This is a genomic window from Paenibacillus thiaminolyticus, assembly GCF_007066085.1.
In the GTDB taxonomy this organism is placed as follows: domain Bacteria; phylum Bacillota; class Bacilli; order Paenibacillales; family Paenibacillaceae; genus Paenibacillus_B; species Paenibacillus_B thiaminolyticus.
In genome coordinates, this window is the sequence record NZ_CP041405.1 from 812,667 (window position 1) to 838,880 (window position 26,214).

24 protein-coding genes and 1 pseudogene are annotated in these 26,214 nt (G+C 53.5%); 4 read left to right on the forward strand and 21 right to left on the reverse strand.

Annotated elements, in window-relative coordinates; all coding sequences use genetic code 11:
• Nucleotides 1-86: 86 nt before the first annotated feature.
• Nucleotides 87-788, reverse strand: a complete 702-nt coding sequence (gene thyX, locus FLT43_RS03615) for an FAD-dependent thymidylate synthase (RefSeq protein WP_087440969.1) — start codon at nucleotides 786-788, stop codon at nucleotides 87-89.
• A 468-nt stretch (nucleotides 789-1,256) separates the two neighbouring features.
• On the opposite strand from thyX, the gene FLT43_RS03620 reads away from it, so the two are divergent.
• On the forward strand, nucleotides 1,257-1,946 hold the full coding sequence (locus FLT43_RS03620; protein WP_087440970.1) for a DUF421 domain-containing protein: 690 nt from the start codon (nucleotides 1,257-1,259) through the stop codon (nucleotides 1,944-1,946).
• Nucleotides 1,947-1,989: 43 nt separating this feature from the next.
• Here FLT43_RS03620 and FLT43_RS03625 read toward each other — a convergent pair whose 3' ends face one another.
• The 7 genes from FLT43_RS03625 to FLT43_RS03655 form a co-directional block, all read right to left on the reverse strand.
• Complete coding sequence (locus FLT43_RS03625; RefSeq protein WP_087440971.1) at nucleotides 1,990-2,991, reverse strand: helix-turn-helix transcriptional regulator; 1,002 nt, start codon at nucleotides 2,989-2,991, stop codon at nucleotides 1,990-1,992.
• A gap of 241 nt (nucleotides 2,992-3,232) precedes the next feature.
• Nucleotides 3,233-4,522 (reverse strand): amidohydrolase, encoded by a 1,290-nt coding sequence (locus tag FLT43_RS03630; protein WP_087440972.1) that lies wholly within the window; start codon nucleotides 4,520-4,522, stop codon nucleotides 3,233-3,235.
• A 78-nt stretch (nucleotides 4,523-4,600) separates the two neighbouring features.
• Nucleotides 4,601-5,635, reverse strand: coding sequence for a UDP-N-acetylmuramate dehydrogenase (locus FLT43_RS03635; RefSeq protein WP_087440973.1), 1,035 nt, complete (start codon nucleotides 5,633-5,635; stop codon nucleotides 4,601-4,603).
• A 158-nt stretch (nucleotides 5,636-5,793) separates the two neighbouring features.
• Nucleotides 5,794-6,159: a cupin domain-containing protein gene (locus tag FLT43_RS03640; RefSeq protein ID WP_087440974.1), complete on the reverse strand. Its 366-nt coding sequence runs from the start codon at nucleotides 6,157-6,159 to the stop codon at nucleotides 5,794-5,796.
• A gap of 143 nt (nucleotides 6,160-6,302) precedes the next feature.
• A complete protein-coding gene (locus FLT43_RS30985; RefSeq protein WP_479691893.1) occupies nucleotides 6,303-6,695 on the reverse strand; it encodes a four-helix bundle copper-binding protein in 393 nt (130 codons plus the stop codon).
• Nucleotides 6,696-6,825: 130 nt separating this feature from the next.
• Nucleotides 6,826-7,431 carry a hypothetical protein gene (locus tag FLT43_RS03650; RefSeq protein WP_087440975.1) on the reverse strand — a complete coding sequence of 202 codons (606 nt, stop codon included), beginning with the start codon at nucleotides 7,429-7,431 and terminating at the stop codon, nucleotides 6,826-6,828.
• Between the two features lie 110 nt (nucleotides 7,432-7,541).
• Nucleotides 7,542-8,849: a S1C family serine protease gene (locus tag FLT43_RS03655; RefSeq protein ID WP_087440976.1), complete on the reverse strand. Its 1,308-nt coding sequence runs from the start codon at nucleotides 8,847-8,849 to the stop codon at nucleotides 7,542-7,544.
• Between the two features lie 226 nt (nucleotides 8,850-9,075).
• On the opposite strand from FLT43_RS03655, the gene FLT43_RS03660 reads away from it, so the two are divergent.
• Both FLT43_RS03660 and FLT43_RS03665 read left to right on the forward strand, forming a co-directional pair.
• Nucleotides 9,076-9,759: a response regulator transcription factor gene (locus FLT43_RS03660; protein WP_087440977.1), complete on the forward strand. Its 684-nt coding sequence runs from the start codon at nucleotides 9,076-9,078 to the stop codon at nucleotides 9,757-9,759.
• On the forward strand, nucleotides 9,756-11,246 hold the full coding sequence (locus FLT43_RS03665) for a sensor histidine kinase (RefSeq protein ID WP_087440978.1): 1,491 nt from the start codon (nucleotides 9,756-9,758) through the stop codon (nucleotides 11,244-11,246). The genes FLT43_RS03660 and FLT43_RS03665 overlap by 4 nt, the downstream gene beginning before the upstream one ends.
• A gap of 49 nt (nucleotides 11,247-11,295) precedes the next feature.
• On the opposite strand, the gene FLT43_RS03670 is transcribed toward FLT43_RS03665, so the two are convergent.
• The 3 genes from FLT43_RS03670 to FLT43_RS03685 all read right to left on the reverse strand — a co-directional run bounded on the left by FLT43_RS03670 (nucleotide 11,296) and on the right by FLT43_RS03685 (nucleotide 14,844).
• The gene (locus tag FLT43_RS03670) at nucleotides 11,296-12,402 is read right to left on the reverse strand and encodes a hypothetical protein (RefSeq protein ID WP_087440979.1); all 1,107 of its coding nucleotides are present in this window, start codon (nucleotides 12,400-12,402) and stop codon (nucleotides 11,296-11,298) included.
• A gap of 17 nt (nucleotides 12,403-12,419) precedes the next feature.
• On the reverse strand, nucleotides 12,420-13,970 hold the full coding sequence (locus FLT43_RS03675) for an SMI1/KNR4 family protein (RefSeq protein WP_244194065.1): 1,551 nt from the start codon (nucleotides 13,968-13,970) through the stop codon (nucleotides 12,420-12,422).
• Between the two features lie 454 nt (nucleotides 13,971-14,424).
• Nucleotides 14,425-14,844, reverse strand: coding sequence for a GNAT family N-acetyltransferase (locus tag FLT43_RS03685; RefSeq protein ID WP_087440980.1), 420 nt, complete (start codon nucleotides 14,842-14,844; stop codon nucleotides 14,425-14,427).
• A gap of 319 nt (nucleotides 14,845-15,163) precedes the next feature.
• Between FLT43_RS03685 and pdxR the strand changes: the two genes are divergently transcribed.
• Complete coding sequence (pdxR, locus tag FLT43_RS03690) at nucleotides 15,164-16,600, forward strand: MocR-like pyridoxine biosynthesis transcription factor PdxR (protein WP_087440981.1); 1,437 nt, start codon at nucleotides 15,164-15,166, stop codon at nucleotides 16,598-16,600.
• A gap of 75 nt (nucleotides 16,601-16,675) precedes the next feature.
• On the opposite strand, the gene FLT43_RS03695 is transcribed toward pdxR, so the two are convergent.
• The 10 genes and pseudogenes from FLT43_RS03695 to FLT43_RS03740 all read right to left on the reverse strand — a co-directional run.
• Nucleotides 16,676-18,100, reverse strand: a complete 1,425-nt coding sequence (locus tag FLT43_RS03695) for an NAD-dependent malic enzyme (protein WP_087440982.1) — start codon at nucleotides 18,098-18,100, stop codon at nucleotides 16,676-16,678.
• A gap of 28 nt (nucleotides 18,101-18,128) precedes the next feature.
• Complete coding sequence (locus FLT43_RS03700) at nucleotides 18,129-18,704, reverse strand: SCO family protein (RefSeq protein WP_087440983.1); 576 nt, start codon at nucleotides 18,702-18,704, stop codon at nucleotides 18,129-18,131.
• Nucleotides 18,701-19,048, reverse strand: a complete 348-nt coding sequence (locus FLT43_RS03705; protein ID WP_087441033.1) for a c-type cytochrome — start codon at nucleotides 19,046-19,048, stop codon at nucleotides 18,701-18,703. Before FLT43_RS03705 ends, FLT43_RS03700 begins: the two co-directional genes overlap by 4 nt.
• Nucleotides 19,049-19,074: 26 nt before the next feature.
• The gene (locus FLT43_RS03710) at nucleotides 19,075-19,404 is read right to left on the reverse strand and encodes a cytochrome o ubiquinol oxidase subunit IV (protein ID WP_087440984.1); all 330 of its coding nucleotides are present in this window, start codon (nucleotides 19,402-19,404) and stop codon (nucleotides 19,075-19,077) included.
• Nucleotides 19,405-20,031 carry a cytochrome o ubiquinol oxidase subunit III gene (gene cyoC / locus FLT43_RS03715; RefSeq protein WP_087440985.1) on the reverse strand — a complete coding sequence of 209 codons (627 nt, stop codon included), beginning with the start codon at nucleotides 20,029-20,031 and terminating at the stop codon, nucleotides 19,405-19,407.
• Between the two features lie 7 nt (nucleotides 20,032-20,038).
• Nucleotides 20,039-22,003, reverse strand: coding sequence for a cbb3-type cytochrome c oxidase subunit I (locus tag FLT43_RS03720; RefSeq protein WP_087440986.1), 1,965 nt, complete (start codon nucleotides 22,001-22,003; stop codon nucleotides 20,039-20,041).
• Between the two features lie 35 nt (nucleotides 22,004-22,038).
• Entirely contained in the window at nucleotides 22,039-22,947 is a 909-nt protein-coding gene (cyoA, locus tag FLT43_RS03725) for a ubiquinol oxidase subunit II (RefSeq protein ID WP_087440987.1), read from the reverse strand.
• Nucleotides 22,948-23,490: 543 nt separating this feature from the next.
• Nucleotides 23,491-24,411: a COX15/CtaA family protein gene (locus tag FLT43_RS03730; protein ID WP_087440988.1), complete on the reverse strand. Its 921-nt coding sequence runs from the start codon at nucleotides 24,409-24,411 to the stop codon at nucleotides 23,491-23,493.
• A 32-nt stretch (nucleotides 24,412-24,443) separates the two neighbouring features.
• Nucleotides 24,444-25,520: a bifunctional 3-deoxy-7-phosphoheptulonate synthase/chorismate mutase gene (locus FLT43_RS03735; RefSeq protein WP_087440989.1), complete on the reverse strand. Its 1,077-nt coding sequence runs from the start codon at nucleotides 25,518-25,520 to the stop codon at nucleotides 24,444-24,446.
• A 162-nt stretch (nucleotides 25,521-25,682) separates the two neighbouring features.
• A pseudogene (locus FLT43_RS03740) lies at nucleotides 25,683-26,093 on the reverse strand (nitrilase-related carbon-nitrogen hydrolase); the annotation flags it as partial.
• Nucleotides 26,094-26,214 lie beyond the last annotated feature (121 nt).

Genomic DNA, 26,214 nt, shown 5'->3' on the forward strand with positions numbered 1-26,214 from the left:
AGCAGGCGTAAAGGTTCCTTCATGCTTTATCCATGTTTGAGACGCCAGACGAAGCTGCGCACTTCCTGTAAGCATATCGTGCAAATTTACTTATGCAGCAGCTCGTCTATCGAATGGCTGAACAGAGGCTTGCTTAGTTCGAGTATCGCTTTGGCGTACTCCTGTATCTCTTGCTGCGCGTCGTGCTCCAGACGCTGGTTCACAAAATGACATACGGACTGCAGCGACGCGGTCCAATACCAACGGACATACATGCCATATGCCGGCAAGAATAAACGGGCTTGTTCAGCGCAAATGCCATCTTGAAGCGCTTGCTCATACTTGGCAATCCCCTGCTCGATATAGTTCATAAGCTCGTCCGTATATTTTTGCCCGAGCCCCCACGATAATGGGTCGCCGCTGCCCTGTTTCGAATTTTCAGGCTGGCTTCTCCATTCTCCTTCAGCCGGGATATAGAATGTCGGTTCCTCGGTGATGTATCTTCGGCTTGACTCGTTCCAGCCTTCTAGGCTGTCCCCAGTGCCCTCCATATGAGCAGATCCGACAACATATTTCCACCATTGGCGGGCGACCATAAGAGGCGCATAGATCTCGTATTGCATGATGGCATGCCGAAATGGAGACGTATGCCCTTCCCGGGCTAGAAACTTGATCAGTCTGATATCTTTTTCATTCAATTCCTTCGATTCTTTCGCGTAGGATACCCTGGCCGCATTCACCACAGTCAGATCAGATCCCATATGATCGACTAACCGGACATATCCTTTATCCAGCACATGCTGCATCATCCCGGTTCCTCTCCCTTGTCTTGTTTTCAATAGATTATTTGTAGTAACGCTTGAACAAATTTCGCTTCATATCCTTATTCTCGGTGCTCAGTTGAAAATCCTGTCGACATAGAAAGGATAAAGCAGCACATGAGTCGAATGCCCGGATCAAAAAGGAGCTAGAATGTTGCAGCTGCTCCTTGTAACGGTTTATATATTCCATTCTTTATTTACCGTATATGTATAGATGCTATCCCACTCACACGTTACCTGACATAATAGACCTGTACCCCGAACTGTCTCGAAATGATGCTGCCGATCTCGTCGATATGCTTCCCGCCAAGACTACCTTCGGTCTGGTTGATTTAACTGAGTTAATTTTTCCCTTATTTCCACCTCGTTCACATCTCTCCCTCCATTGCAAATAGACAACCAGCGAATATTTCTTCTTGTAGTTGGGGAACATCCCATCAAAAGGAGTGTGTGTGGATGGAAATCATCGTTCGAACTCTGTGCGCATTTATATCGTTACTTCTATTCAGCCGGCTGCTTGGAAAAAAACAGATGAGTCACATTACGCTATTCAATTATATTACAGGCATAACGTTTGGATCTATAACAGCAGTAATGGCGGTAGACAAGCGTATTTCCATTCAAGACGGGTTGATCAGTTTAGCTGTATGGAGCATCTTAACAATTGGCGTCAGCAAGCTTGCCTTAAAGTTCCCGCGCATCCGTGTGCTGCTGGATGGCGAACCCGCCATCATTATTAAAAAAGGAAAAATTCTCGAAAAAACGATGGCCTCCACCCATTTGAACATGGATGATTTGAGCATGCTGCTTCGGGAGAAAGATATTTTCTCGATCAAAGATGTTGAATATGCTGTTCTTGAACCGCATGGCCGAATTAGTGTTCTCAAAAAGCCGGAAAAACAAGTCGCAGCCAAAGAAGATGTAAACGTGAAAACTGCACCGCTGCAATATATGCCGACTGAGATTATTGTCGACGGATCAGTGGTCGTCCAAAATCTTCGTGATCTGAACTTGTCTAACGAATGGCTGGAAAAAGCGCTCCGCAAAGCCGGAAGCTCAATCGCTCATATTCAACAAATATTTTATGCGGAACTGCAAAGCGATGGCACGCTTCATATTGATAAAAGAAGTGACCACGTACACTAAGCTTCCTTACCTAGACGCATCGCTAGCTGGAAGCGGAATCTCGCTATCTTTGGACGGATTTGGTGCGATGACGGGCTTGACCAGACGCGTTCGCCTTCCCGTGTTCGCTCGGATAATAGCCATAGGTTTTGCGGAACAGAGCGGAAAAATGGCTTATATTATGGTAGCCGACCATGAGGGCCGCTTCGCTCACATTGCCTTCTCCTTTCTCCAAAATTTTCCGCGCTTCATTCATTCGCAGCGCACGCACGTAGCCGAATACGGTCGTGCCGAACAATTCCTTGAAGCCGAGCTTGAGCTTATAATCATTCAAGCCAGCCAATCTGGCAAGCTCAAGCAGGCTCGGAGGCTTCCTCCAGCAATGAGTCAATATTTCCCTCGCTTCGTGAAGACACCGGATATCCTCGGCGTTCAGCTTGGATAGTTCTGTTCGGACCCGTTCTTCCTTTTGCGCCCCGTCCAGGTGATGGACCAGCAGTTCATTCGCTTTTCCTTCCAGATACAGCTTCCGGAGGCTTCCCCGATAAGGGCATTGCGCCATTTGTTCCACGATATGGGCAATGTGGGGAGAACCGGCCGTCTGTCTGCAGTACGTGGAGTCATCCGTCAGCCGGACCACATCAGGATGCAGGTCGCGGAACTGGCGGAAATCTAGCCGGAGCTCCATATGCCATAACCGTTCCTGCGGATACAGCTCCGCATGCACCCTCGAATCATGGATGAAGATGAAATTGGACACGCCGGGCGCCAAGCCGTAGTCTGAAGCTCGGCCCTCCGTACTCCAGCAACCCTGGCCTGACAATGTATACGTGATCTCCAGGTGAGGATACTGGATGCCGACATCCATCGTCACCGGTTCGGACAGACTCGCCTCGAACCAATTAATCTCCATTCCACGCCGCAGCACAATCCGCTGCACACGGCCTGTGCCACCCAGAATCGGAACAGTATACTGATATTGCTCTTGCGGATCCGTCGACGGAGATATATCGCTTAACTGTTCAAAGACACAGTCTAAATTTCGCGTATTCATTTGCAGATTCAACTACGTTTCCCTCTCTTCCTCGAATCAGAAGTAGAAGCTCTCCAAAATGAGCTATACTAAATATATCGAATACATATTGTATATGTGCTATTTTTTTGCCTAAGGTAAAAAAAGCTCTCGTCACCTTATATTTCAGTTTATTTGATAATGATTCTCATTGTCAAATTTTTCGTCCCGTCAGGCACAAAAAATCGCCGCCTACCCAGCCGCAATTGCTGAATAGAAGGCGATTAGTTACAATTCATATTCCCGCTACGATGCGTTTACCCCGGATGGAGGCCTGCCGCAGCACCTCATCTTCGTCGATTGTCATCAATTGCCGATGCCTCATCAGCACCTGCCCATTGACAATCGTCGTGTCGACATCCGCTCCGTTGGCGCTGTAGGCCAGCAGCGATTCGATCTGGTGGATGGGCTGCAGATGCGGCTTGTTCATGTCAATGAGGATCAGGTCGGCCCGCTTGCCGGCTTCGAGCGTCCCCACTTCACGGTCGATATTCAATAGCTTGGCGCTCTCCCGGGTCGCCATGCGCAGCGCCTGGCCGGCAGGCAGCCTCGTCGGATCGCCGTAGTCGAGTTTTTGCAGCCAGGCAGCCGCTTTGATCTCCTCGAACAGGTCGACCGTGGCGGCGCTTCCGGCGCCGTCAGTTCCCAAGCCAACCACAATATCCTGGTTTATCATATCTACGATCGGCGCAATCCCGCAGCCTAGCTTCAAGTTGCTAACCGGATTATGCGCCACGCCGCCGCGCATGCCTTTCAACAGCCCAATGTCTCCCCGGGTCATATGCACGCCATGCGCCAACAGCACATGCGCCTTCTCGAACAACCCGGTATTGTACAAATATTGGGCGGGCGTCTCGTTGTATTTTTCACGGATAGACACCACTTCTTCTGTCGTCTCGGCCAGGTGGATATGGATCGGAAGACTCATCGCCTCGGCCAGCCTTGCGATGTGCTTCAGAGGCTCGGGCGGACAAGTATACGGCGCGTGGGGAGCAAGCATCGTCGTAATTCTGCCGTCTGCCTTCCCGTTCCAGCGCTCGATAAGCCCAAGCGCTTCCGTCAATCTCTGGCCCCTGTCGTCCTGCAGGAATACCATTCCCCGGGACAAAGAAGCGCGCATGCCCACTTCTTCAACTGCGGCGGCGACTTCATCCATATGAATGTACATATCCGCGAATGCGGTCGTGCCCGATTTAATCATTTCCGCCATCGACAGCTTGGCGCCCCAATAAATATCTTCGGGCGTCATATTCGCTTCTGCGGGCAGCATTTTGCGTTCAAGCCAATCCATCAATTTAAGGTCATCCGAGAAGCCCCGCAGCAAGCTCATCGGGGTATGCTGATGCGCATTGATCAGGCCGGGCATGGCGACCATGCCTTCCCCTTCGATCACTTCATCAGCCTCCACGTCCAGGGAAGGTCCGATTTGTTGAATCGTATCCCCTGCGATATGGATATCCCCATGATACGGAGCTTCCCCATCTTTCATCGTCACAATGATCACATTTTTGATTACCCTATTCATCGGACAGTCCTCCTCCACAGCAATGATAATTCGAGGATAGACTATGACGTCACGTTAAGGTCAATGCGATCGGCGTGATTATGCTTCCGGAACGATCACCACTTCGGGTTCGGGAATGAAGCCGAAGTGCCGGTAAATCCCCTCAGAGATGATATCCCTCAAATAGAGGATATCGGACGCCGTCGCATCGTTATGATTCAAAATCATATTGCCGTGATACGGCGAAATCATCGCCCCGCCATGAGCAAGCCCTTTTAAGCTAAGCCTATCGACGAGGGCACCGATCGAGGCGCCTGCCGCGTAGTTATTTTTAAAGAAAGAGCCGCAAGATCGGGAAGTAAAATGCCGGTTCCCCGTCCGGTACTGGTCGATATCCGACAGTTGCCCAGGTATAGCGTGATTACTAAGCTGAAGCCCCTTCACTTCATTGGAAAAGAAAGAATAAAACTGCGACAGCGATGACAGCTTGCCGCTGCTTTCCTTATATCTCTCCAGGATGCCGCTGAGTCCGCCCTGTACCGGTTCTTCAGCTTCGGGAACCCGGAGCTCCGCCCCTACGATGATCCATGGCTTCTGTTGAAAGATCGATTGTTTATAGGAGAATTGGCAATCTTCGGCACGGATGACCTGCAGAGACAGCGTCGGGTCGGTTACATCCACGTAATGCACCTTCTCTACCTTATCGCCCATCTGATCATCGTGATACTTCGCATTCATATAAATACCGGCGCCCACGCAGCCCGGCAGCAAATATGTAAAATGAAATCCGGATGTTCCCCAGATCAAGCCTGCGACGGACAGCATCGACAGCGGTAAGCCAGAAGAAACAAACCAAGCGGACCCGTCAACCTGTCTGATCTCGGCGAAGTTCTTCAAGGAAATAAAGACGGTTCCCCGCCGCGGCCGCTCCGGAAACAGAATGTTCGTCCCCATGCCGAACACGAAATATTCCATCCCGTATGTTTTGCACCTATCCAAGATGGTCATAAGCTGTTCCGCCGTTTCCGGCATCGCAAAATAATCGGCCTTCCCTCCGATTCCATAAGAGGAGTGATCCGCTAACCGCACTTGACGTTTGCACAATGTATGAAAAAGCTGATGGCGATCATTCATCGCTGTGAAAAAACCCCTTTCGAACGAGATGCGTAAGATTCACCAATGCAGGCTTTTTCATTATACATGACAATCTTGTATATTGTTCGCACGCCCTTTAATATACAAAAATAGCCTTCCTCCCTGATCAAGGTACCTGATCAAATTCAATTCGCGCCTCAGTGTGCCTGCCATTCTTCCTCCTTCATCTTGATATTCAACGCCACTCCTTCGATAACAATCGCGGTCAGTCCCGCTTCCGTCCTGGTCTCATGCCATTCGCCCTCTTCCCAATATGCGGCATATCCCGCCTTGATGCGGTACTCTTTATCCTCTGTGCCCTTGACAACGCCTTCTCCTGCCACGACGGCAAACAATTGTGATACGGATGCTTGATGATAGCCGACGATTCCGCCTGCATCGACATGCATGCAGCCCATGCGAATCTTGTCCGTTGCGTCAATCATTCCTGTCATGATTAGATTTTTACTGTCAAACGCCTTAATTTCCTGTCCTATGTCCTTGCCGAAGTTATAGATTTTCATGTATGTATTCCTCCTCTAATTCGTTAAGTTTCACAGATTTCATGTCATCTTTCCGAGTAGTATGATTATACAACATAAAAAACAGCCGATTGCTCATAAAACGAACAGCCGACTGTTTTTATTCAAATATGCTGTTCCTGTACTTACCCTTGCATCATGGCAAATGCCCTGCACTCCTGAGCGCAATGCAGACAGATCCTGCTGCACATTTGCGACATTTGATCCGGGAATCGGGCGCACTCGTTCCCGCACATTTCACAAATCTGGGCACACAGTCCGGCCGTCGCCTTGGAAAAAATGCTGGCGCTCGCCAAATAAGATGCCATCGTTGCACATATCGTCACGCAATCCCGCAGTAGAAGAATCTGCCTTCTTCTGGCATGAATATCGGGTGTGCCGAGCATAGCTGTCACCATATGCTCGCACATATTCAAGCAGTCTTGCACCGTTTTTAACAACGGCGGGAACATCATCGGATGAGCCATCATTGGTTGCACTTGACCAGAACCCCCTAAACTTCGATTTGGATAAAACATACTTATAGCCTATTTCTATGCCCTGGGCATTTGTCCCGATAACAGGTATCGGGCTATAAGCTCGTCCCTATTGAAACGAAAGAAAAAGAACGGCCTGCACAAAACAGACCGTTCTTCGCTGCAATTATATTTATTTTATTCCGCGTGCGACGTGGTTTTTCTCCATCTGCGCTTTTAGCTCATCGACAGTCATCCCTTTTTTCGCGGCCAACTGCTCCAGCTTTGCTTCGCGCTCCTGCTCCATTTGCGCTTTTAACTCATCGACCGTGATGCCTTTCTCGGCTGCCAGCGACTCCAGATCCCGGCCGCCCCGGAATTTACCTTTCGTGCCGCGCTCCTGCTCCATCTGCGCCTTCAGCTCGTCCACCGTAACTCCTTTTTCTGCGGCCAATTGCTCCAGCTTCGCATCGCGCTCCTGCTCCATTTGCGCTTTCAGTTCATCGACCGTGATGCCTTTCTCGGCTGCCAGCGACTCCAGATCCCGGCCGCCCCGGAATTTACCTTTCGTGCCGCGCTCCTGCTCCATCTGCGCTTTCAGCTCATCGACCGTGATGCCTTTTTCTGCCGCCAGCTGTTCAAAATTAATGCCACGATCTTTATGCAAAGCGAATGGCTTCGCGGTTGCTTCTTGAGTTAAGGTTGTATCGGTCTCCGCTGCAAAAGCGGACCCCATTGCACTGACGGCAAGAATAGCTCCAAAGGCGGTGACTGCAAGCGATTTGTTCATTTTTTTCATTTGATTTCCCTCCAAAATGGTATTTTGTCCTACAAGAATGAGTTTATATCGTTCACCTGAACTCACCCTGAATGCCGACTTTAAACTGCCTGAAAATATAAAGACTCTTATCATTTCTGCGTCGTGGCCAAGTCGTTCTTATCGCCTATCTTCACGCGCACCTCCTGTTGTTGTCCATTGCGCGACATCGTAAGCGTCATCTCTCCCCCGGCTGGGGAAGCTTCGATTTTGTCGGTTAGCTCCTGCACACTGGAGATGTCCGCCCCGTCGACGGCCGTGATGACATCGTAAGGGCGGATGCCGGCCGCAGAGGCGGGCGATTGCTGCTGCACGTCTGCCACGAGCACTCCGTTGGCGCTGCTCAGCTTCAAGTCTGCGAGCATATCGTCGGTAATATTGAGCGCGCTGATGCCGATGTACGGCAAAGGCTCCTTCGGAATCGATTCGTTATGCTTCAAGCGATCCAATACGGAGGATACCGTGCTTGATGGAATGGCGAAGCCGATTCCCTGCGCATCCGCATTGACGGCCGTATTGATGCCGATGACTTCGCCGTTCACGTTCAGCAAAGGTCCGCCGGAGTTGCCCGGGTTAATCGCCGTATCGGTTTGCAGCAAATGCTTATAATATCTTGTCCCCTGCTCGTCATCGATCTGGATAGGCCGCTCCTTGGCGCTGAGCACGCCAGCAGTCACCGTGGAATCGAATTCGTATGGATTGCCGATTGCCACGACAGTATCGCCTACATTGCTTGCATCCGAATTCCCGAGAGCCAGAGCAGGAAATGGCTTATCCCCCTCTATCTTGATCACGGCCAAATCCAGATCATAGCTGCTGCCCAGCAGCTTCGCCTTGAACGGCTCATTATAGCCCTGAACATACACATCGATCTCATCCGCTCCATCGATAACATGCTCATTCGTCAAGATATACCCTTCCGATTCAAACAGAAAACCGGAGCCTGTGCCGCTAGGCTGCAAAGCGCCACTGTCGTACTGCTGTCCGGAAGCGTCGCTGCTGCCATTGTCAAGCCGCTGCCGGGAGAACGGACTGCCGGACAACGGATTGCTCCGGTTCGGGCTTGCTTTCGTTTTCGTTTCGATTTTGACGACTGCTGGGCTGGCTTGGCTGACGATGCTGGAGAGAGTGCCGGACCCCGCTCCATTGAACGAAGCGGTCTGAATCCCGCTATCGGCGGGTGCCTGGGCCGACACGTTGTAGGCAAGCGGCTCATCGCCGCCGAATACATCCATCCGGCCGGCTGCGAACAGGAGCCCCCCGATGGCCAACGATCCAGCCATAAATGCCGCAAAGATCGGCCGCCATGAGCTTGTGCTCCGCGCGGTATCTCGCCGGCCCGCAGGAACCATCTCCAACGGAACGTTGACCTTGCGCGTTTCTTTACATTCTTCCTTCATCTTATATACCGCCTTTCTATCTGAAGCATGGGTTTATTATGCCGGCCATGGGTGAAGGAAGCTTGTCCGTCCGCTGAGCATCCGCTGAAACCTTTATTTGGATCGGCTAACCTTCCTCTTTCTCAGCTTGTTTTCAGATTTTTTTAAGAGCCGCTTCAGCTTCGTCCTCTATACTGGTTGCAGCAATATCCGCGTGTGCAAGCCGCTTACAGGCAGGAGGAACCATATGGGACAATTGAAAGGCATCAAAATACTGCTCGTCGACGACGAACCGAACATTCTGCAGTTTCTCGAACTTGGCCTGACCAATGAAGGCTTCGAGATACAGACCGCGACGGACGGCATAGCAGCCGTGGCGATGGCGAACGAATTCCAGCCGCATGTCGTTATTCTCGACGTCATGATGCCGGGGATGGACGGCTTCGAGGTATGCCGGATGATCAAGAAATCGGAGAACGCAGCCGTCATCATGCTGACCGCCAAAGATGAAGTGGACGATCGGGTGAAAGGGCTGACGCTCGGCGCGGACGATTATATGATGAAGCCGTTCAGCTTCGAGGAGCTCCTTGCGCGCATTCACGCGCGAATCCGCAATCAGTTCCCTCATTTGTTCGGCGAGGTCATAGCCGGACCGTTCCGGATCGATGACCGGCGCAAGGAGATCATCTTCGACACCCGGGTGCTGGAGCTGTCCCCGACCGAATACGAGCTGCTGAAGTTTTTGGTCCTCAACCAAGGCCTTGTGCTCAGTAAAGCAATGATATTGGATCGAGTATGGGGCTATGATTTCGGCGGTGAGGAAAATATCGTCGAGGTGTATATCCGGTCATTGCGGGAGAAGCTGAATGACCGCGAGCACCGGCTTATTCGGACGCTGCGCGGGGCCGGATACCGGGTCGATCTGCCATGAAAGCGGCGGAACGGCTCAGGCGCTTCATCCACCCTGGCTCGTTGCGGTTTCAGCTATTATCCCGTTCCCTCCTTATTCTCGCCGCACTGCTTATGCTCATCGGCGTATTCCAATATTTAGTAATGCAGCAATTCGTCTATGAAAATAAGGCGGAAAGCTTGAAAAGCCAAATTTCATCCTTTCCGCGCGAGGCCTGGCAGCTGCTGACGGACCGGGATGACGGCGTGTCGGGGCGGCGGCCGATGCTGTTTTTGCCTGCCGATGCGTCGCTCGCCATTATCGATGCGAACGGTGCTATACAGGCCGTATCCATGGGGGATAAGATGGCCGATCCGCCCGAACTGTCCCCGGAAGAATATCAAGCGGCCATGAACAAGAGCAGGAAGGAAGTCAATTATCGGGTCATGAACGACAGCGAGGGAGAGGAGCAGCTGCTCGTGCTGCAGCCATTAGAATGGAAGGGGCGGATGATCGGACTCATTCAGGTCAATACAAGCACCAAGCCGTTGAAGGAGATGCTGGCCAGTCAGCTTCTGACCTTCCTATCGCTGTCTGTCCTGGCGCTGATCGGCGGCATGATCGCTTTCCTTCCCGTATTGAGAAGAACGCTTATCCCGCTGTCCAATATGGTGCATACCGTCGGAAGAATCGATGCGGGAAATTTGGCGGAACGCGTTCCGTCCCGTCAGGGCCAGCTCGAAATCGATCGGCTCGCGTTATCGTTCAACGGTATGCTGGAAAGACTGGAATCCTCGTTCGAAGCGGAAAAGGAAGCCAAAGAGCAGATGCGCCGCTTTATCGCAGACGCCTCCCATGAGCTCCGGACGCCGCTGACATCGATTCACGGATTCCTAGAGGTTCTGCTCCGCGGCGCCATGAACCAGCCGGAGCAGCTGCGCAAAGCGCTCATCTCAATGCACGGGGAATCCGAGCGGATCAATAAGCTGGTGCAGGATCTTCTTCTGCTCGCGAAGCTGGACCGGGCTCCGGTCATGGAGCTCGCAGACGGCGACTTGAATCGCGTGCTTCGGGAGCTGGGGCCGCAGCTCTGTCTGCTTGGCGGTCAGCGGCATGTGACGCTCGCTCTGGCGGAAGAAGCGAATTGCAAGTATGATCCGGACAAAATGAAGCAGGTTGTCCTGAATTTATTCCATAACGCCGTTCAGCATACGGATCCGGAAAAAGGAGATATTCGGATTGTGACCGAAACCGTGCCCGGCGGCGTGGAACTGACTGTGCGGGATAATGGGACGGGGATCGGGAAGAGGCATCTTCCCCATTTGTTCGACCGTTTCTACCGCAGCGAATCTTCCCGCACCCGCAAATACGGCGGCGCCGGGCTTGGCTTATCGATTACGAAATCGATTGTGGAGGCGCACGGAGGATCGATCCGCGTCAGCAGCGCGGAAGGTCAGGGCACCTCGTTTATCGTTACGCTGCCGGCAGCTGTTCCTCCCTTGCACGGATACGTGGAGGGACATAGATAACGCAAAAGGCTCCGTTCGCTGCCGATAGCGGGACGGAGCCTTTTGGTATTTATATTTTATATAAGCTTACGCAGCCGTAATCGGTATAAACTGCTAAATAATCGGTCGTGAACGCCAGTGAGCAGTTCTTCACCACATGCTCGAGTTGGAATTCAAGGACGCATTGCTTCGTGCGCATATGATACAGGATGATCTTGCCATACTGATACACGGCCACAAGCTCTTTGGCGGCATCGACGGCACAGCTGCGGATGATGCCGCCCGTGTCCCAGTCGCCGCATGGCGCCATGGTGCTTAGATCGCAGCACACTATCCCCCAGCTCCCGTACTGCTCCTGCGTGAATAGATACCGATCGTCAGGCGAGAAAAACATTGCCGCCGTCATGGCGCTTGCAGGCTTAGCAATCACCGTCTCCCGCTTGGCTGACATGTCCCAGATGGAGATCTCGCCGCTATTGGCGCAAGCAGCAAGCAGTTGCCCGCTGTACGAGAGGGCGGCGCACAGCTGCGGGCTGTGGCCGCCATACAGCTCGCACTCCACTTTTTTACTGTCGATCTCACATTGATTCAGCAAATCATACACGACGATCCGCGGCTCGTCGTACCATACAGCCGTGCTGCCGGATACAGCCAATGTGCTGACGGGATGTATCGCTGCGGAAGCGTAATCCCGCAGTGCTCCGCTGTCGAGCGACAAGCCCCGAATATGATGGCTGTCATTGATAAGCAGCTCTCCGGCCTCCGGGCAATACCGCATCTCGTAAATCAAATGATGTCCCGCCAGCTCATAGGTATGCCGTATGACGCCGTGCTCGTCCAGCAGATAAATCTGTTCTTGCTCGAATTGTCCGACCACATAACCGGCATAAAACATATTGGTGCCGGGCACGGTCGCAAGCGGCATAGATCCGGTATACCCGCTGCCGATATACCGATGAAGGACGGGTTCCCCCGCCCCCGCTTCCAGGTTGCTCAGAACGAAGCCTTTTTTCAGTCTGCTCCATACTTCCTTTTCCGCATGTTTGGCCGCTTGTTCCGGGGTTTCGAACATTTTTTCCCGCTCTTTGCCGCCATTGGCGGACGTGGTGACTCGATTCCCGCTGCATTGGATGCTCCATGTTTTGCCGCTGCTGCGATCCGCCAGCATTCGCTTCATCGGGGGCTTCCTCCATTCTAGGCTCTTACATATTCGTACCAGATTTCTTCTTCTTCATCGGTCATGGAACCGGTCATCGCCGAAAAGTCGATTTTCCGGTCAAAACGATCCTTCAACAGCGCAAACTGCGGAAAAGAGGCCGTGATTTTCTTCAGCGAGGCCGACCGGGCGATCTCCTCCAGCTTGCCTATATCCGGGCAGCCGCTTAGCTCCAGGGACTGCAGATGCTCCAGATCGGCCAAGATCGAAATATCATTCACAGCCGCATTGGTCATCTTCACGGTCCGAAGCTTGCGGCAATTTCGTAAAAACTCCAGATTCGGCAAAGAGACCTCTTCCAGTTGAATCACCCGCAAATTCACGAGCTGTCCCAGGACAGCCAGATCGTCCTCGGCAACGGAACCAAGCCCGGACAGCGTCAACTCCGCAAGCTGCTCCAGCTCCGCCAGACCGCGAAGCTGCTCGCCATCCGGACGGCTGACCTCCAAGGCGCGCAGACTATGAACCGCCTTGAGCGGCGACCAATCACGAATTGCCGTCTGCTGCACATCCAGCGCTCTTAATTTGGGCAGCACACGAAGAGGAGATAGATCCGTAACTTCCGTGCCCGCGAGGAACAGTTCCTGCAAATGCATCAATCCCTGCAGCGGGCGAAGATCCGCTACCGGATTTTTCCCCAGATACAGCCTCTTCAGCTGCGTACAATGACTGACCGCTTCAATCGAGCCGATCTTGTTCATGCTCAGCACCAATTCCCGCACATCGGTACAGCGTGCCAAGGGGGCAATATCCGTGAGCCCCTCCTGTATGAAGCGAAGCTGCTTCGCGCGCACAAAAGCTTCCGGAGATCCGCACGCCGCCACCACCCTCGCCTTCCACTTGTCATCCAGCCCGCCGAACCATGCCAGCGGATCCGGGGCATTCGAATCGAGCCGAAGCGGCTCGAGCACAGGCAGATCCAGCGACCGGATCGCATCGAGAAAATGGACTTGGCTGTCCCGGCCATAGCTCCAGAAGCGATAGTCTTCTTCTTCATGGACGGTATAATTCCTCTCCTTGGCCGTATCGCGGATAAATTGCAGGAGATGAGTCAGACGATGGGCAATGACATATTTGACTTCTTCATCGCGGCCGAAGTTGATCACCTGCCCCTTCCTTCCCTGCTCATCGGGATCGAGGTCGATACCAAGGTGGTTGCCGCCCCAATCCTTGCTAATCGGCAGCCAGCAGCGGTGAATATACCGTTCCTTAATCCAGGCGGCAGGCACGGAGTAATGCTCCCCTTCCCATGCATATTCCTCCTCCAGCTCCGCCCATATTCGCCATTCCGTCAACATGCAGTCCAAGGACAGGAACGGAAGGCCGAAAAACAGCCCGGGACCATCTTCGCTTTCTCCATTATGGATCAGGTAAAGCTCCCGCAGCTCGGCCGGCAAGGAAAATCCCAGTTCCTCCTCCGCCTGGCGCAGCTCTATCTCCGTGGCGGGCGGGTTGAGAGATGCGGCCAATTCCGGCAGATCTCCCCGAAGCCGTTCCGTGATTTCGTTCAGCAGCTCTCTCAATCTCATGCTTCCTCCTTAACGGCCAGATCTTTGATCAGATATAGAAGCAGCTCATCATCGACGACGGCCGCTTGGCCGGGAACGACCGGAACGTTCTTGTACATGATTCCATTCCCGTCCATGACGTAACCGCGTGTCGCATACATGATCTGGGCAGGGCCATAGTCTCGATAAAGTCCGACTCCAAGCCCGATATATCTATATGTCTTAGCCGCTACGTCCTCCAACTCATCAAATAACGCACTGGCAACCTTCCTTCTTCTGAACCGGGGGAATACATTCAAATCATTGATTTCGTATACCAAGGAAAAGACAAATCGCATTCATGGTCGAGCAATGCGGCTTCATCAACCGTTGACAATTGTCGTAATGTGATGTTGTCTGCCACCCTAGATCCCACTCTCCTTCATCAGTGCCAGCAATGCTTCTGTACCGCGATGGCCCCCAGACATACGGACCGCTATGTAAGGTCCTTCTTATAGTAATAATGCTTGTATCCAATTGGCGCATTCTCGAAAATGGCGACGACCTCGTAGCCATATTTTTTGTAGAATTCGGGAGCTTGAAAACTGAATGTATTCAGTTTAATGAACGTGCAGTTTTTTGCTCGCGCGATTTGCTCCGCTTCTTCCAATAATCGTTGCCCCAACCCTTGTCCGCGGTGATTGTCATCCACCCATAAAATATCAACTTCCATCCAATTCCATAGCACGGTGCTGTTCAGACCGGCAACAATCTCTCCGTTATCATCCTTCAAGCATAAATTAACGTCTTCGAGGTGGGCGTTGGGCACGCATTTGGCATTGAACTCAATCAATTTGTGCAGGACATGCTTGGATTCTTCGGGTGTGCTGTGAAAAAGCTTAGGTTTGTTTGTCATATTTCTCCTCCTGTAATGCCTTTATATGAAATAGAACATGTTCCATTTCTCGTATTTCTTGCCATCTCGCGCTTTCTTGTAACTCTCCTGTTCACGTCGCTACTATACCACATCCTGGGTGTTTTCGTAATTCAAAAATTCATGCTCTTCATGCTCTGCGATCATACTTACAGCCCATCCAATCCTCCCCCGGATTCCCCATCCATGTTCAAAAATTTGATATTTTTTCGCCAAAGATGGGCGGCGCTTTTACCCAAGCCAAATGGTATGATTAAAGAATTCTGCGGGACCTTACTACAGCAGGCAGGAGGTGATATTGATGTGGATGCCTGATCGCCGCAGCAGCCAGCCTCTCTATCAACAGATAGCGGATGACATCGAACGAAGAATCGCGTACGGCGAGTTCCCGCCAGGCAGTCTGCTGCCTTCCGAACGCAAATTAGCCGCGCAATTGGGAGTGAATCGCAGCACCGTGATTCTGGCTTACGCGGAGCTTCGTGCCCTGGGAATCATCGAGAGCCGGTCGGGAAGCGGAACCCGGGTAAGCAAATATAAATGGGGAGCGACGCCGAAGCATACCCCGAACTGGCACCGGTATGTCGAGGGCGGAAGCTTCCTGCCGAACGTCGCTTTTTTGCGCCGTATCCGGGAAGCGCTGCAGCAGGACAGCACATTAATCGATTTTGCCAGCGGCGAATTGGGTGCGGACCTCTCTCCTGTGGAAGAAATCAATGCGCTCATCGATGAAAATCACTATACCGGGTATCTCGGGTATGACAATCCGCAAGGGTTTTTACCGCTTCGGGAAGCGCTCGTCTCCTTTTTGAGCCAATATCGGGGCATTCAGACGACAGAATCGTCCATCCTCATCACATCCGGATCCCAGCAATCGTTATATTTGATCACCCAGTGTCTGCTGGCCCCCGGGGATGCGGTTGCGATCGAAGATCCTTCATATTGCTACTCGCTGCCCATGTTCCAATCGGCCGGTCTGCGCTTGTTCCGGCTTCCCGTCGATCAGCATGGAATCCGGCCTGAGGATGTGCGCGCGCTCTACAAAAAACATCGAATCAAGATGGTCTTCCTCAATCCGAATTATCAGAATCCGACAGGCGCCGTGCTCGATGCCGAACGACGGGCGGAACTGCTGCATGTGACGAGCGAGCTGGGGCTGCCGATTGTCGAGGATGATCCGTTCAGCCTGACGGTCTATGACGGCAACCCGCCGCGGCCGCTCAAGTCCATGGACTCGCTCGGTTCGGTCCTCTATATTGGCTCATTCTCCAAAATCGCCGCCTCCGGGCTGCGTGTCGGATGGATGGTCGCGCCGCATTCCGTGGTCGATCGGCTGGCCGATGCCAGACAGCAGATGGACTTCGGGCTTAGCGTCGTACCGCAAAAGGTGGCGGCCCAGTTCCTGAAATCCGCCTACACCCGGCCGCATTTGGATCGCTTGCGCATGAATCTGCTCTACAAGCGGGATGTGGCGATCGAGGCGCTGCAGCGCGAGCTTCCAGGCCTGGTCAGCTTCCCGGTGCCGCAAGGAGGCTTGCACCTGTGGTGTAAAATCTTGCCCGAGGTCAATGACGGCAAGCTGCTGGAGGAAGCGATCCGCAATGGAGTCATCTTCGCGCCAGGCAGCGTATACGGCTCCGATTCCGGCTATGTGCGATTCACCTATGCCAGGCCGAAGGCGGAAGAGATCGCTCCGGGCATTGCCGCATTCGCCGCCTCTCTTCGGGCGGTTCTTGGTTAGTGTAAGTAAAAAAGGTGGATGAACGCGCTGTATAGTTATCCTATACACGTCAGTTCATTCACCTTTTTTCATTGCTTATCTATCGCGAGGCTCCCGGCTGCGCCTCGCCACCCCGGCTTCATAGGCTGCCGCGATGACTGCTTGGCTCACTTTGTCCGCCACCTGAGGATGGAAGACACTCGGAATAATATACTGCTCATTCCGTTCCTCGTCGGCAATGACCGAGGCGATCGCTTGGGCGGCGGCAAGCTTCATCGATTCTGTAATGCGGGAAGCTCGGCAATCCAGTACGCCGCGGAACATACCGGGGAAGCACAAGACGTTATTGATCTGATTCGGGTAATCCGATCGTCCTGTCGCAATGACGCGCGCATACGGCTCCGCTTCCTCCGGCATAATTTCAGGGGTGGGATTGGTCATCGCAAATACGATCGGGTCTGCCGCCATCCGCTTCACCTCCTCCGTCTTCAACACCTTCGGACCGGATAGACCGATAAATACGTCAGCTCCCTCAAGGGCTGCAGAGAGGCTGCCTTCCACCTTCCGCGGGTTCGTCTGGCTGGCGAACCAGTTCCAGAGCGGATCCGAATAAGCGCGTCCGCTCACGAGGGCTCCTTGACGGTCCACGCCGATCAGGTCGGACACTCCGGAGGCCAGCAATATTTTGGCACAGGCCATCCCCGCCGCCCCCAGACCGCATACAACCACTCTGCACTGCTCCAGTTTTTTCCCGACGACTTTCACGGCATTGTACAGCGCAGCCAGGATGACGACGGCGGTTCCATGCTGATCGTCATGAAAGACCGGGATATTCAGCTCCTGCTTGAGACGTTCTTCGAGCTCGAAGCAGCGGGGAGCCGCAATATCCTCCAGGTTGATCCCGCCAAAGGCCGGGGCAATCGCTTTAATAATGCGGATCATCTCTTCCGTATCCTGCGTGCTCAGACAGATCGGAAAAGCATCGACGCCTGCCAATTGCTTAAAGAGCACCGCTTTCCCTTCCATAACCGGCATCGCGGCTTCCGGCCCGATCGATCCAAGGCCAAGCACGGCGGAGCCGTCAGAGACAACGGCTACCGTGTTCCGTTTGATCGTCAGCGTATGGGCGCGGTCGGGATCTTGATGGATCGCCATGCATATCTGCGCCACGCCCGGCGTATAGGCCCGGGACAGATCGTCCCGATTTTTAATGGGCGTCTTGGGATGAATCTCGATTTTGCCGCCCAAATGCATAAGAAAGGTCTGATCCGAGACGTTGATTACCGTAACCCCTGGAAGCTGGTCAACCGCGGAGACCATGCGTCCAATATCTTGCGGGGAACGCAGATGAACCGTAATGTCTCTCACCGTTCGCACAGGCCCAACGCGATTGATGTCCATCGCGACGATGTCGCCGCCGGCATCGCTTATCGATGAAGCTATCGCTCCGAACGTTGCGGAATCTTGATCATACTCCAACCGTAAAATAACGCTGGTGTTCATTTCCAACGAGTTATGCATAGGTTGCTTCCCCCTCGCCGCCATATTGTTAACGCTGCAATGCTTTCACATCATTAATGATTTTGTCGTAGGGCGTATCCATCATCCCGTCGTACTTGGCTACGACCGTGCCTGACGGGTCAACCAAGAAAAACGAAGTCCCGTGAATGACTTGATCCGAGGACTCATCCTTCGCAATGGCTGTCTTGAAGGAATCGAGCAAAAAGGTTTTGATCTCGCTGAACGAATAGCCGGTCAGCGCATGCCAATTCGAGAAATCGGCGTTGAACTTCGTCAAATATTGCTTTAACGCCTCCGGATCGTCCCGCTCCGGATCGACGGAGAACGAGATCAGCGTCGCATCCACGCCCGCTGATTGGAGCCGCTGCTGCAATTCAGACATATTGGCCGTCATCGACGGACATACTGTGGCACAATAGGTGAACACCATGTCCGCGATCCACACCTTCCCTTTCAAATCGGACAAGGACACCGGATCCCCGTCCTGGTTCATGAATGCTAACGGCGCAACCTCGTACTGAAGCTGATTCGGCTTCCCGCCGCCGCATGCGGAGGCGAACACCATCATCAGGCCAAGCAAGACGGATAAGATCGCTTTGTTCATGGCTTATCCTCCTCTGCCTGTGTGTGGGTAGAGAGCCATTGCGCCAATGTCTCGATTTCATCGGCACGAAGCACTTTTTTGAAGGCCGGCATCCCTTTGGCTCCATCCTGTATCGTATCGATGAGCTGCCGCTCTGACATTTTCGAGCCAATCTCCTCCAAGCTTGGCCCCACCCGTCCGCTTAGATCGGCAGCATGACAGGATAAGCATTGCTTCTTATATAGGGTCATCGCATCGGTCCCTCCCGAAGCGGCTGCTCCCGCTTCACTCCCTTGACGGTCCGTTCCCCCGCTGCACGCAGCGAGAGCAAGCGCCATTGCGACGATAAGCAGTCCACCGCCCAACGATGCAGCCCGTGAATATGACCGCCTCATGTCGCCACCATATTGTAGAGCATAATCCACATGGAGCCGACCACGATGACGAGTAAAATGATCAAGCCCAAAATCAGCGTCACCAGGTTATACCGGGGCTTGGGCTCCTCCCGCAAATGCATGAAATAAATCAATTGCACGATGAACTGCAGCACGGCTGCCGTCATCAGAATGGCGGTGTTCGCGATTCCCTCGGCCCAGCCGTACAGGACGGCCGTAACCGGAATGATCGTCAGCACGATCGAGAACAGAAAGCCGAGCGTGTACGATCGGAAGAATCCGTGGCTCCCGGTGTCCTGCGGAGCTGTCGTGTCCTGCTGCGCCATCTATCTCACCCCCATCAAATAGACAATGGTAAAGACAAAAATCCATACGACGTCAAGGAAATGCCAAAACAGGCTGATTACATTTACTTTGCGCTTGGTAACCGGCGTGATGCCATGCTTGGCGAGCTGAATCATCAGCGCAATCATCCAGACCAATCCGATCGACACATGAAGCCCGTGCGTTCCGACCAAGGTATAGAAAGCCGAGAGGAACGCGCTCGTGCTGATCGTGGCTCCCTCGCGGACGAGATGAATAAATTCACTGACCTCCAGCACAATGAAGGCGGTGCCGAGCAAGGCCGTGACCCCAAGCCACCCGAGCAAGGCGCGTAGCTTGCCCCGGTGCATGGCCAGTACGGCGAGGCCGCTCGTATAGCTGCTCGTCAGCAAAATGATCGTGCTGGCGATAATGCCGCCGAGCTGGAACAAATCTTCCGGGCCCGGCCCGCCGTTCCGGTTCGGCTGCAGCACAATATAGGCAGCGAACAACGTGCCAAAGATGATGACATCAGTCATCAGGTAGATCCAGAATCCGAACGTGCGCATCTCTTCCATATCCGGATGAGCATGATGATCCGAATGCGGCGCGGGATGGCCGGCATGTACGGAATCGTTGATGTGAGCCATTCTTGTATTACCCCCTTAGCGCAGCTTCTGTGCGTGTAATCTCCTCTACCGGGATATAATAGTCGGTATTGTAATTGAAGGAATGAACCAGCATGCATACCGCCACGCCAGCCAGACCGGCCACCGTCAACCAGACCCAATCGAATACGAACCCGAATCCGGCCGTAAACCAGAACATCGACATCACAAAAGGAATGCCCGAATTGCGCGGCATATGGATCGGTTCCAGCTTCGGCGGTACGGGAGATTGTTCCCCGCGCGCCCGCCGCTGCTTCTCCTCCCACCATTCATCCTGGGAAGACACTTGCGGCAGCGTGGCGAAATTATAATGCGGCGCCGGAGAAGGAATCGACCATTCCAAGGTGCGTCCGTTCCATGGATCCCCCGTTGTATCTGTGGGCGCATACTTCACGCTGTACACGCTCTGCCAGACTTGGAGCAAGAAGGCGATTCCCATCAGCACGGCTCCGATCGTGGATACGAGATTCATCTCCCACCATCCTTTGTCCCATCCGTACGTCACAAGCCGGCGCGTCATCCCCATTAACCCGAGCACATATTGCGGCATGAAGCAGACGTAAAATCCGATATTCCAGAACCAGAACGCCCACTTCCCAATCCGCTCGTTGAGCGTGAAGCCGAACAGCTTGGGCCACCAATAATACAAGCCTGCGAAATAACCGAACACGACGCCGCCGATGATCGTATTATGGAAATGCGCAATCAGGAAGTAGCTGTTGTGGAATTGAAAGTCCGCCGGCGCAACCGACAGAAGCACCCCGGTCATCCCGCCAATGATGAAGCAGACGATAAAGCCGATCGTCCACAGCATGGGCGTCTCGAAGGTGATTTTTCCCCGGAACATCGTGAACAGCCAATTGAACACTTTGACGCCGGTCGGGATCGCGATCAGCATGGTCGTGAGTGCAAAAAAGGCGTTGACATCCGCTCCGGAGCCCATCGTAAAGAAATGATGCGCCCAGACGAGAAATGATAAAATACTGATGATCATCATGGCATACACCATCGATTTATAACCGAACAGCTTTTTCTTAGCAAAAGTCGATACAATCTCTGAAAAAATGCCGAAGGCAGGCAGAATGATGATATACACCTCAGGGTGACCCCACATCCAGATCAAATTGATATACATCATCGGGTTGCCGCCGCCGTCCAGGGTGAAGAAATGCGCCCCCAAATAGCGGTCCAAAAACAGCAGCGCCAACGTCGCCGTCAAGATAGGGAACGAGAAAATGATCGCGATGCAGCTCGACAACACCGACCACGGGAATAACGGCATTTTCATCAGCTTCATGCCGGGAGCGCGCATCTTCAGAATCGTCACGATAAAGTTGATGCCGGTCATCAGGCTGCCGATCCCCGAGATCTGGATCCCCCATATGTAGAAATCCTGACCAACGCCCGGATTGAACATTCGCTCCGAATAAGGCGGATAGGCAAGCCATCCCGCATCAGGCGATCCCCCGATGACAAAGGACAGGTTAAACAGCATCGCGCCCCAGAAGAAGAGCCAGAAGCTCAGCGCATTCAAAAAGGGAAAAGCGACATCGCGCGCGCCAATCTGCAGCGGCACCACCACGTTGAACAGGCCGAACATGAACGGCATCGCCATAAATAGAATCATTATGACGCCATGAGTCGTAAAGATCTGATTATAATGATCCGGCGTCAAAAAGCTCAGCTCCGGCATCGCCAGCTGCGCCCGCATCAGGAGTGCGTCCACCCCGCCGCGGAACAGCATCAGAAAAGCGGAGAGGATGTACATGATGCCGATTTTTTTATGATCGACTGTCGTCAGCCATTCGCGCCACAGCCAGCCCCATTTTTTAAAATACGTCAGCCCAAATACAATCGCGATAATGGTCAGAACGATGGTGACATCGGCACCGTATATTAACGGATCGCCCGTCACAAAAAATTCCGATGCAAAGCTTTTTACTTTCTCCCACATGGAGCACTCTCACCTTCCCTTTCGATTCGACCCCGTTATTCTTGGAGCTTGATGTTCTGAATGTCCTCCCAGGACAAGCCATGATTGTGCGAGGAAGCATACTTCGTGACCGTCATGTAGAACAGGCCTTCCGGGAACGAGGAAAAGGTCTTCACATCCGATGCGGCTGGCTCCGCCAACTGCTTGTAGCCTTCCAATGTGAGCGCAGGCGAAGCGGCCTTGACCTCGCTCACCCATTGATCGAATTCCTCCTGGGAAGTGGCCTCCACGTCAAAGTGCATCTTCGCAAAATCTTTGCCGGTGAAGTTGGCGCCGGAGCCCCAATATTGGCCACGCTCATCCGCCTGTAGATAAAGCGTCATCGCCATCCCGGACATCGCGTACATCTGACCGCCGAGCTGCGGAATCCAGAAGGAATTCATCGGGGCATCGGCCGTAATCTCGAATCGGATGGGCACGTCCTCCGGAATCTTGATGCTATTGACCGTGGCGATGCCTTGCTCCGGATATTGGAACAACCATTTCCAGTCCAGCGAGGTCGCCTGGATGGTCAAGGCCTTGCGGTCCGATGCGAGGGGCTTGGACGGCTCGAGGGCATAAGTGCTCTGTACGGTAATAATGCCTAACACGGCAATGACCACGATCGGAATCCCCCACCAGATGACCTCCAGCTTGGTGTTGTGCTCCCACTCCGGCGCATACTTCGCTGTCCTGCCCTCCTTGTCCCGGTAGCGCCACACAATAATCGCCGTAAGGATCAGAACCGGCACGATAACGATGGATGCCAATACGGTGGAGATCACCATGAGATCCCGCTGTTGTTCGGCAATCGGCCCTTTCGGATTGAGCACGATCATATGCTCGGTGCATCCGGCCGTCAGCAAGAGCAGCGGCGCAAGCATGGATAGGAACGCCAGCCAGCGGAAGGCGTTGGATCTCTTCATTTTTTCATCTCCTATCGAATGGTGTGATTAATGTCACGCCCTACTTTAAAAGGGAACGGTACAGGTGTCACCATCCACTCGCGAAATGAAAAAACCGACCATGTTCAATAAAATGAAACATTTACGTTCCCCTTTAGCGCTGCCCGCTTGCCTGTTCGCTTCGCCTTTTTTTGATTTTTGTTCACAATCTCTACAAAAACAGAGGCGCCATGCCGATATAGATAGTACAGGGAACAACACCGTTTCTTGGAAATCAGTTGATGGAGGGATTTATATGACAGTTTTCATCGCAATACTCGGATTCCTAGGCGCCATAATTCCCCCGCTGATTGATTTACTGAAGCACTTCATCGTCTAGTATCGATATTCGCTCCATACACACGCCCATGAATCGAGGCCTGGCCGCCTTGGTTCATGGGCTTTCCTTGTGGTGTAAGCCTCCTGGCAAGTTAGATCCCCAGAATAGGCAAAGACGCTTCCACCCCCGCTATGATAGCGAGGTTGAAGGCGTCTTCGTGAATTGATGCGGATGGCAACCCTGCCTTATTGCATTCGATGCTTCCAAGAGCGGATGGCGATGTCCGTCAGCACGCCGAACAGCAGCGTTGCCAGCACATTATGGAGAAGGCTGGCCAATAAATAGGCATTCTCGTCGGCAATCGTTAGGGTGAGCAGTCCGCCGCTCACAATCTGTGCCATGGTGAGCGCGAGGGCCGCCACGGTTCCGGCTCTCCAATCGGAACGCCGGCTCTTGATGGCGGCGCGGCGAACAAGGATATGTAATCCGGCAAGCAGGAGAAGGAGGACCGCGGCGGCGGCACGATGCGCGAAGACAATTCCCGACGCCCCGTACAGATACGGGATAAGCTCCCCATTACATAGCGGCCAGCCCATGCAGGCCCCTTCGGTCCCCGTATGACGGATGTAGGCCCCCAAATACACGACGCCATAACAGTAGATCCAGATCCCCCATGCCGCGATATATATCCATTTCGGTAGATGACGGGGGGAAGCCGGCCCGGTCTTTTTGTCCACTCGATAACACCATGCAACCAGCAGCATGCTGCTGGCTACGGCAAGCAGCGATATCCCGAAGTGAAGCGCCATCACGGCCGGCTGCTGCGGCCATTTGACCGCCGCCGCTCCCATCAAGGCCTGGACGATCGTGAATAACAGCGTTCCGCCGGCATACGCCGCCGCCTCGCGATGATGTCTCAGATGACGCCATGTATACCAGAACGTCACCACCACGATGATGCCCACGATTCCGGTAACGAAGCGGTGCGAATACTCGATTAACGACTCCAGCGTGTAGGCCGGAACGAACTTCCCGTTGCACAAGGGCCAGTCATCTCCGCAGCCGCGCCCGGAACCGGTCTTGGTCACGAGAGCTCCCGCAAGCAAGACCAGAAACATACCGGCGAAGGAAGACCATGCCAACAAGCGGTAACGAAGCGATAACAAAAGACATGACCTCTTCTCTGTGCTGTATTATCCTACTGCCGCAGTAAGCCTGACTGCTGCACTTCCGTATAGAATCGCTTGAATTCCTCGATATTCATCTGCTGCGCGGCGTCGGACAATGCGGTGGCGGGATCCGGATGAACCTCGACCATGACGCCGTCTGCCCCCGCGGCCAGCGCCGCCTTGGCGCAAGGAGCCATAATATCCTTCCGGCCGGTGGAATGCGTGACATCGACCAGCACCGGAAGATGGCTCTCCTGCTTCAGAATCGGCACGGCAGAAATATCGAGCGTGTTCCGGGTCGCTTTCTCATACGTCCGAATGCCGCGCTCGATCAGCATCACTTGGCTATTGCCCCGCGATACGATATATTCCGCCGCGTGGAGGAATTCATCGATTGTAGCTGCCAGCCCGCGCTTTAACAGGATCGGCGTGCGTACCTCTCCCGCCGCCTTCAGCAGCTCGAAATTCTGCATATTTCTGGCGCCGATCTGGATGACGTCGATATACTCGCAGGCCATCTCGATGTGGGACGGGTCCACGATTTCGCTTATTGTCTTCAATCCGAATTCGGTGCCGACTTCTTTCAAAATCTTCAGGCCCTCTATCCCGAGACCCTGGAAATCATAAGGGGATGTTCTTGGCTTGAAGGCTCCCCCGCGCATGACCGTAATGCCGGCTTCCTTGAGCGCCGCGGCGACTTGGCGCACCTGCTCATAGCTCTCGACCGAGCAAGGGCCGGCGATCATGACAGGCCTTCCCCCTCCGACCGCAATCGAATTCAGCGTTACGATAGTATCTTCCTGTTGATTTTTGCGGCTGACCAACAGATGCTTTTTCTGCTCCTCTTGTTGAAGGTTCAGCGACGCCTGAAAAATTTGCTTGAACAGGTGGCGAATCGTTTTGTCGTCAAACGGTCCTGTATTACTGGCGACTAATCTGTCAAGCATCGCTTTTTCCCGCACCGGGTCGAATTTGGGAACGCCCTGCTTCCCTTTTTCACTTCCGATCTCCTGCGTAACGCGCGCCCGTTCCGACAGCAGCTCCAGCAACTGAGCGTTAATCGCGTCCAATTGCTCCCGCAATTGATGAACATTTCGTTGCGTCATGGCATTCTCTCCTTTTCTCTTTCTACAAAAAACACGACCCAAGGTCGTGTCTGGCTCAGGGCGCCCGAGGGCAGCCAAGGCGAGGATCCGCAGTTGAGCGGAACTGCCTCCCTTTCATTATGACATGCCTGCAGTTCGTACGACTTCTTGTTTTTTATCGTTGTAGTTCTCCCAACAGATCAACCCGCCGATTCTTGCGGCAGGGGTGTCGATAACCGTCAGCGTACTGCCGTCCCCTTGGCCCCATAACAGTCGTTCCGAACCGGTAGGGACAAGCTTGCGATGAATGCCTGACAATCGGCCATCTGGACCGATGTATACGATGGAATTGTACAGCGTGCCGGTACTGTATTCCCGATCCCGCTCCACTGCGCCGATGACCAGATACACGCCCAATTCCTTCGCCAGCTCGCCCCAGGACTCGGTCTCCGCTCCCGGGACATCGATGGCGCTGGCCCAATATCGTGCCCAGTCTCTTCTTCCGTCGGCATTCCGGCTTCCGACGCGCGTGCCGAAGCTCAGCCCCCGCGGATAGCCGGGCACGAACACCTCCGGGAACACAATCAATGCCGCCTTGAATATAACGGAAATGCCGCAACCCGTAACCATCCAATCTGACGATTTCTGCACCAGCCACTTTACCCGGCTAACCGGATTGGCCTAATCCATCCCAAATGGATGGTTACTTTTCGGG

What these genes read in the sequence shown, in the direction of transcription:
- thyX (WP_087440969.1), bottom strand. Translation starts at nt 788, where the DNA reads ATGATGCAGCATGTGCTGGATAAAGGATATGTCCGGTTAGTCGATCAT.
- FLT43_RS03620 (WP_087440970.1), top strand. Translation starts at nt 1,257, where the DNA reads ATGGAAATCATCGTTCGAACTCTGTGCGCATTTATATCGTTACTTCTA.
- FLT43_RS03630 (WP_087440972.1), bottom strand. Translation starts at nt 4,522, where the DNA reads ATGAATAGGGTAATCAAAAATGTGATCATTGTGACGATGAAAGATGGG.
- FLT43_RS03635 (WP_087440973.1), bottom strand. Translation starts at nt 5,635, where the DNA reads ATGAATGATCGCCATCAGCTTTTTCATACATTGTGCAAACGTCAAGTG.
- FLT43_RS03640 (WP_087440974.1), bottom strand. Translation starts at nt 6,159, where the DNA reads ATGAAAATCTATAACTTCGGCAAGGACATAGGACAGGAAATTAAGGCG.
- FLT43_RS30985 (WP_479691893.1), bottom strand. Translation starts at nt 6,695, where the DNA reads ATGTTTTATCCAAATCGAAGTTTAGGGGGTTCTGGTCAAGTGCAACCA.
- FLT43_RS03650 (WP_087440975.1), bottom strand. Translation starts at nt 7,431, where the DNA reads ATGAAAAAAATGAACAAATCGCTTGCAGTCACCGCCTTTGGAGCTATT.
- FLT43_RS03655 (WP_087440976.1), bottom strand. Translation starts at nt 8,849, where the DNA reads ATGAAGGAAGAATGTAAAGAAACGCGCAAGGTCAACGTTCCGTTGGAG.
- FLT43_RS03660 (WP_087440977.1), top strand. Translation starts at nt 9,076, where the DNA reads ATGGGACAATTGAAAGGCATCAAAATACTGCTCGTCGACGACGAACCG.
- FLT43_RS03665 (WP_087440978.1), top strand. Translation starts at nt 9,756, where the DNA reads ATGAAAGCGGCGGAACGGCTCAGGCGCTTCATCCACCCTGGCTCGTTG.
- FLT43_RS03670 (WP_087440979.1), bottom strand. Translation starts at nt 12,402, where the DNA reads ATGAAGCGAATGCTGGCGGATCGCAGCAGCGGCAAAACATGGAGCATC.
- FLT43_RS03675 (WP_244194065.1), bottom strand. Translation starts at nt 13,970, where the DNA reads ATGAGATTGAGAGAGCTGCTGAACGAAATCACGGAACGGCTTCGGGGA.
- FLT43_RS03685 (WP_087440980.1), bottom strand. Translation starts at nt 14,844, where the DNA reads ATGACAAACAAACCTAAGCTTTTTCACAGCACACCCGAAGAATCCAAG.
- pdxR (WP_087440981.1), top strand. Translation starts at nt 15,164, where the DNA reads ATGTGGATGCCTGATCGCCGCAGCAGCCAGCCTCTCTATCAACAGATA.
- FLT43_RS03695 (WP_087440982.1), bottom strand. Translation starts at nt 18,100, where the DNA reads ATGCATAACTCGTTGGAAATGAACACCAGCGTTATTTTACGGTTGGAG.
- FLT43_RS03700 (WP_087440983.1), bottom strand. Translation starts at nt 18,704, where the DNA reads ATGAACAAAGCGATCTTATCCGTCTTGCTTGGCCTGATGATGGTGTTC.
- FLT43_RS03710 (WP_087440984.1), bottom strand. Translation starts at nt 19,404, where the DNA reads ATGGCGCAGCAGGACACGACAGCTCCGCAGGACACCGGGAGCCACGGA.
- cyoC (WP_087440985.1), bottom strand. Translation starts at nt 20,031, where the DNA reads ATGGCTCACATCAACGATTCCGTACATGCCGGCCATCCCGCGCCGCAT.
- FLT43_RS03720 (WP_087440986.1), bottom strand. Translation starts at nt 22,003, where the DNA reads ATGTGGGAGAAAGTAAAAAGCTTTGCATCGGAATTTTTTGTGACGGGC.
- cyoA (WP_087440987.1), bottom strand. Translation starts at nt 22,947, where the DNA reads ATGAAGAGATCCAACGCCTTCCGCTGGCTGGCGTTCCTATCCATGCTT.
- FLT43_RS03735 (WP_087440989.1), bottom strand. Translation starts at nt 25,520, where the DNA reads ATGACGCAACGAAATGTTCATCAATTGCGGGAGCAATTGGACGCGATT.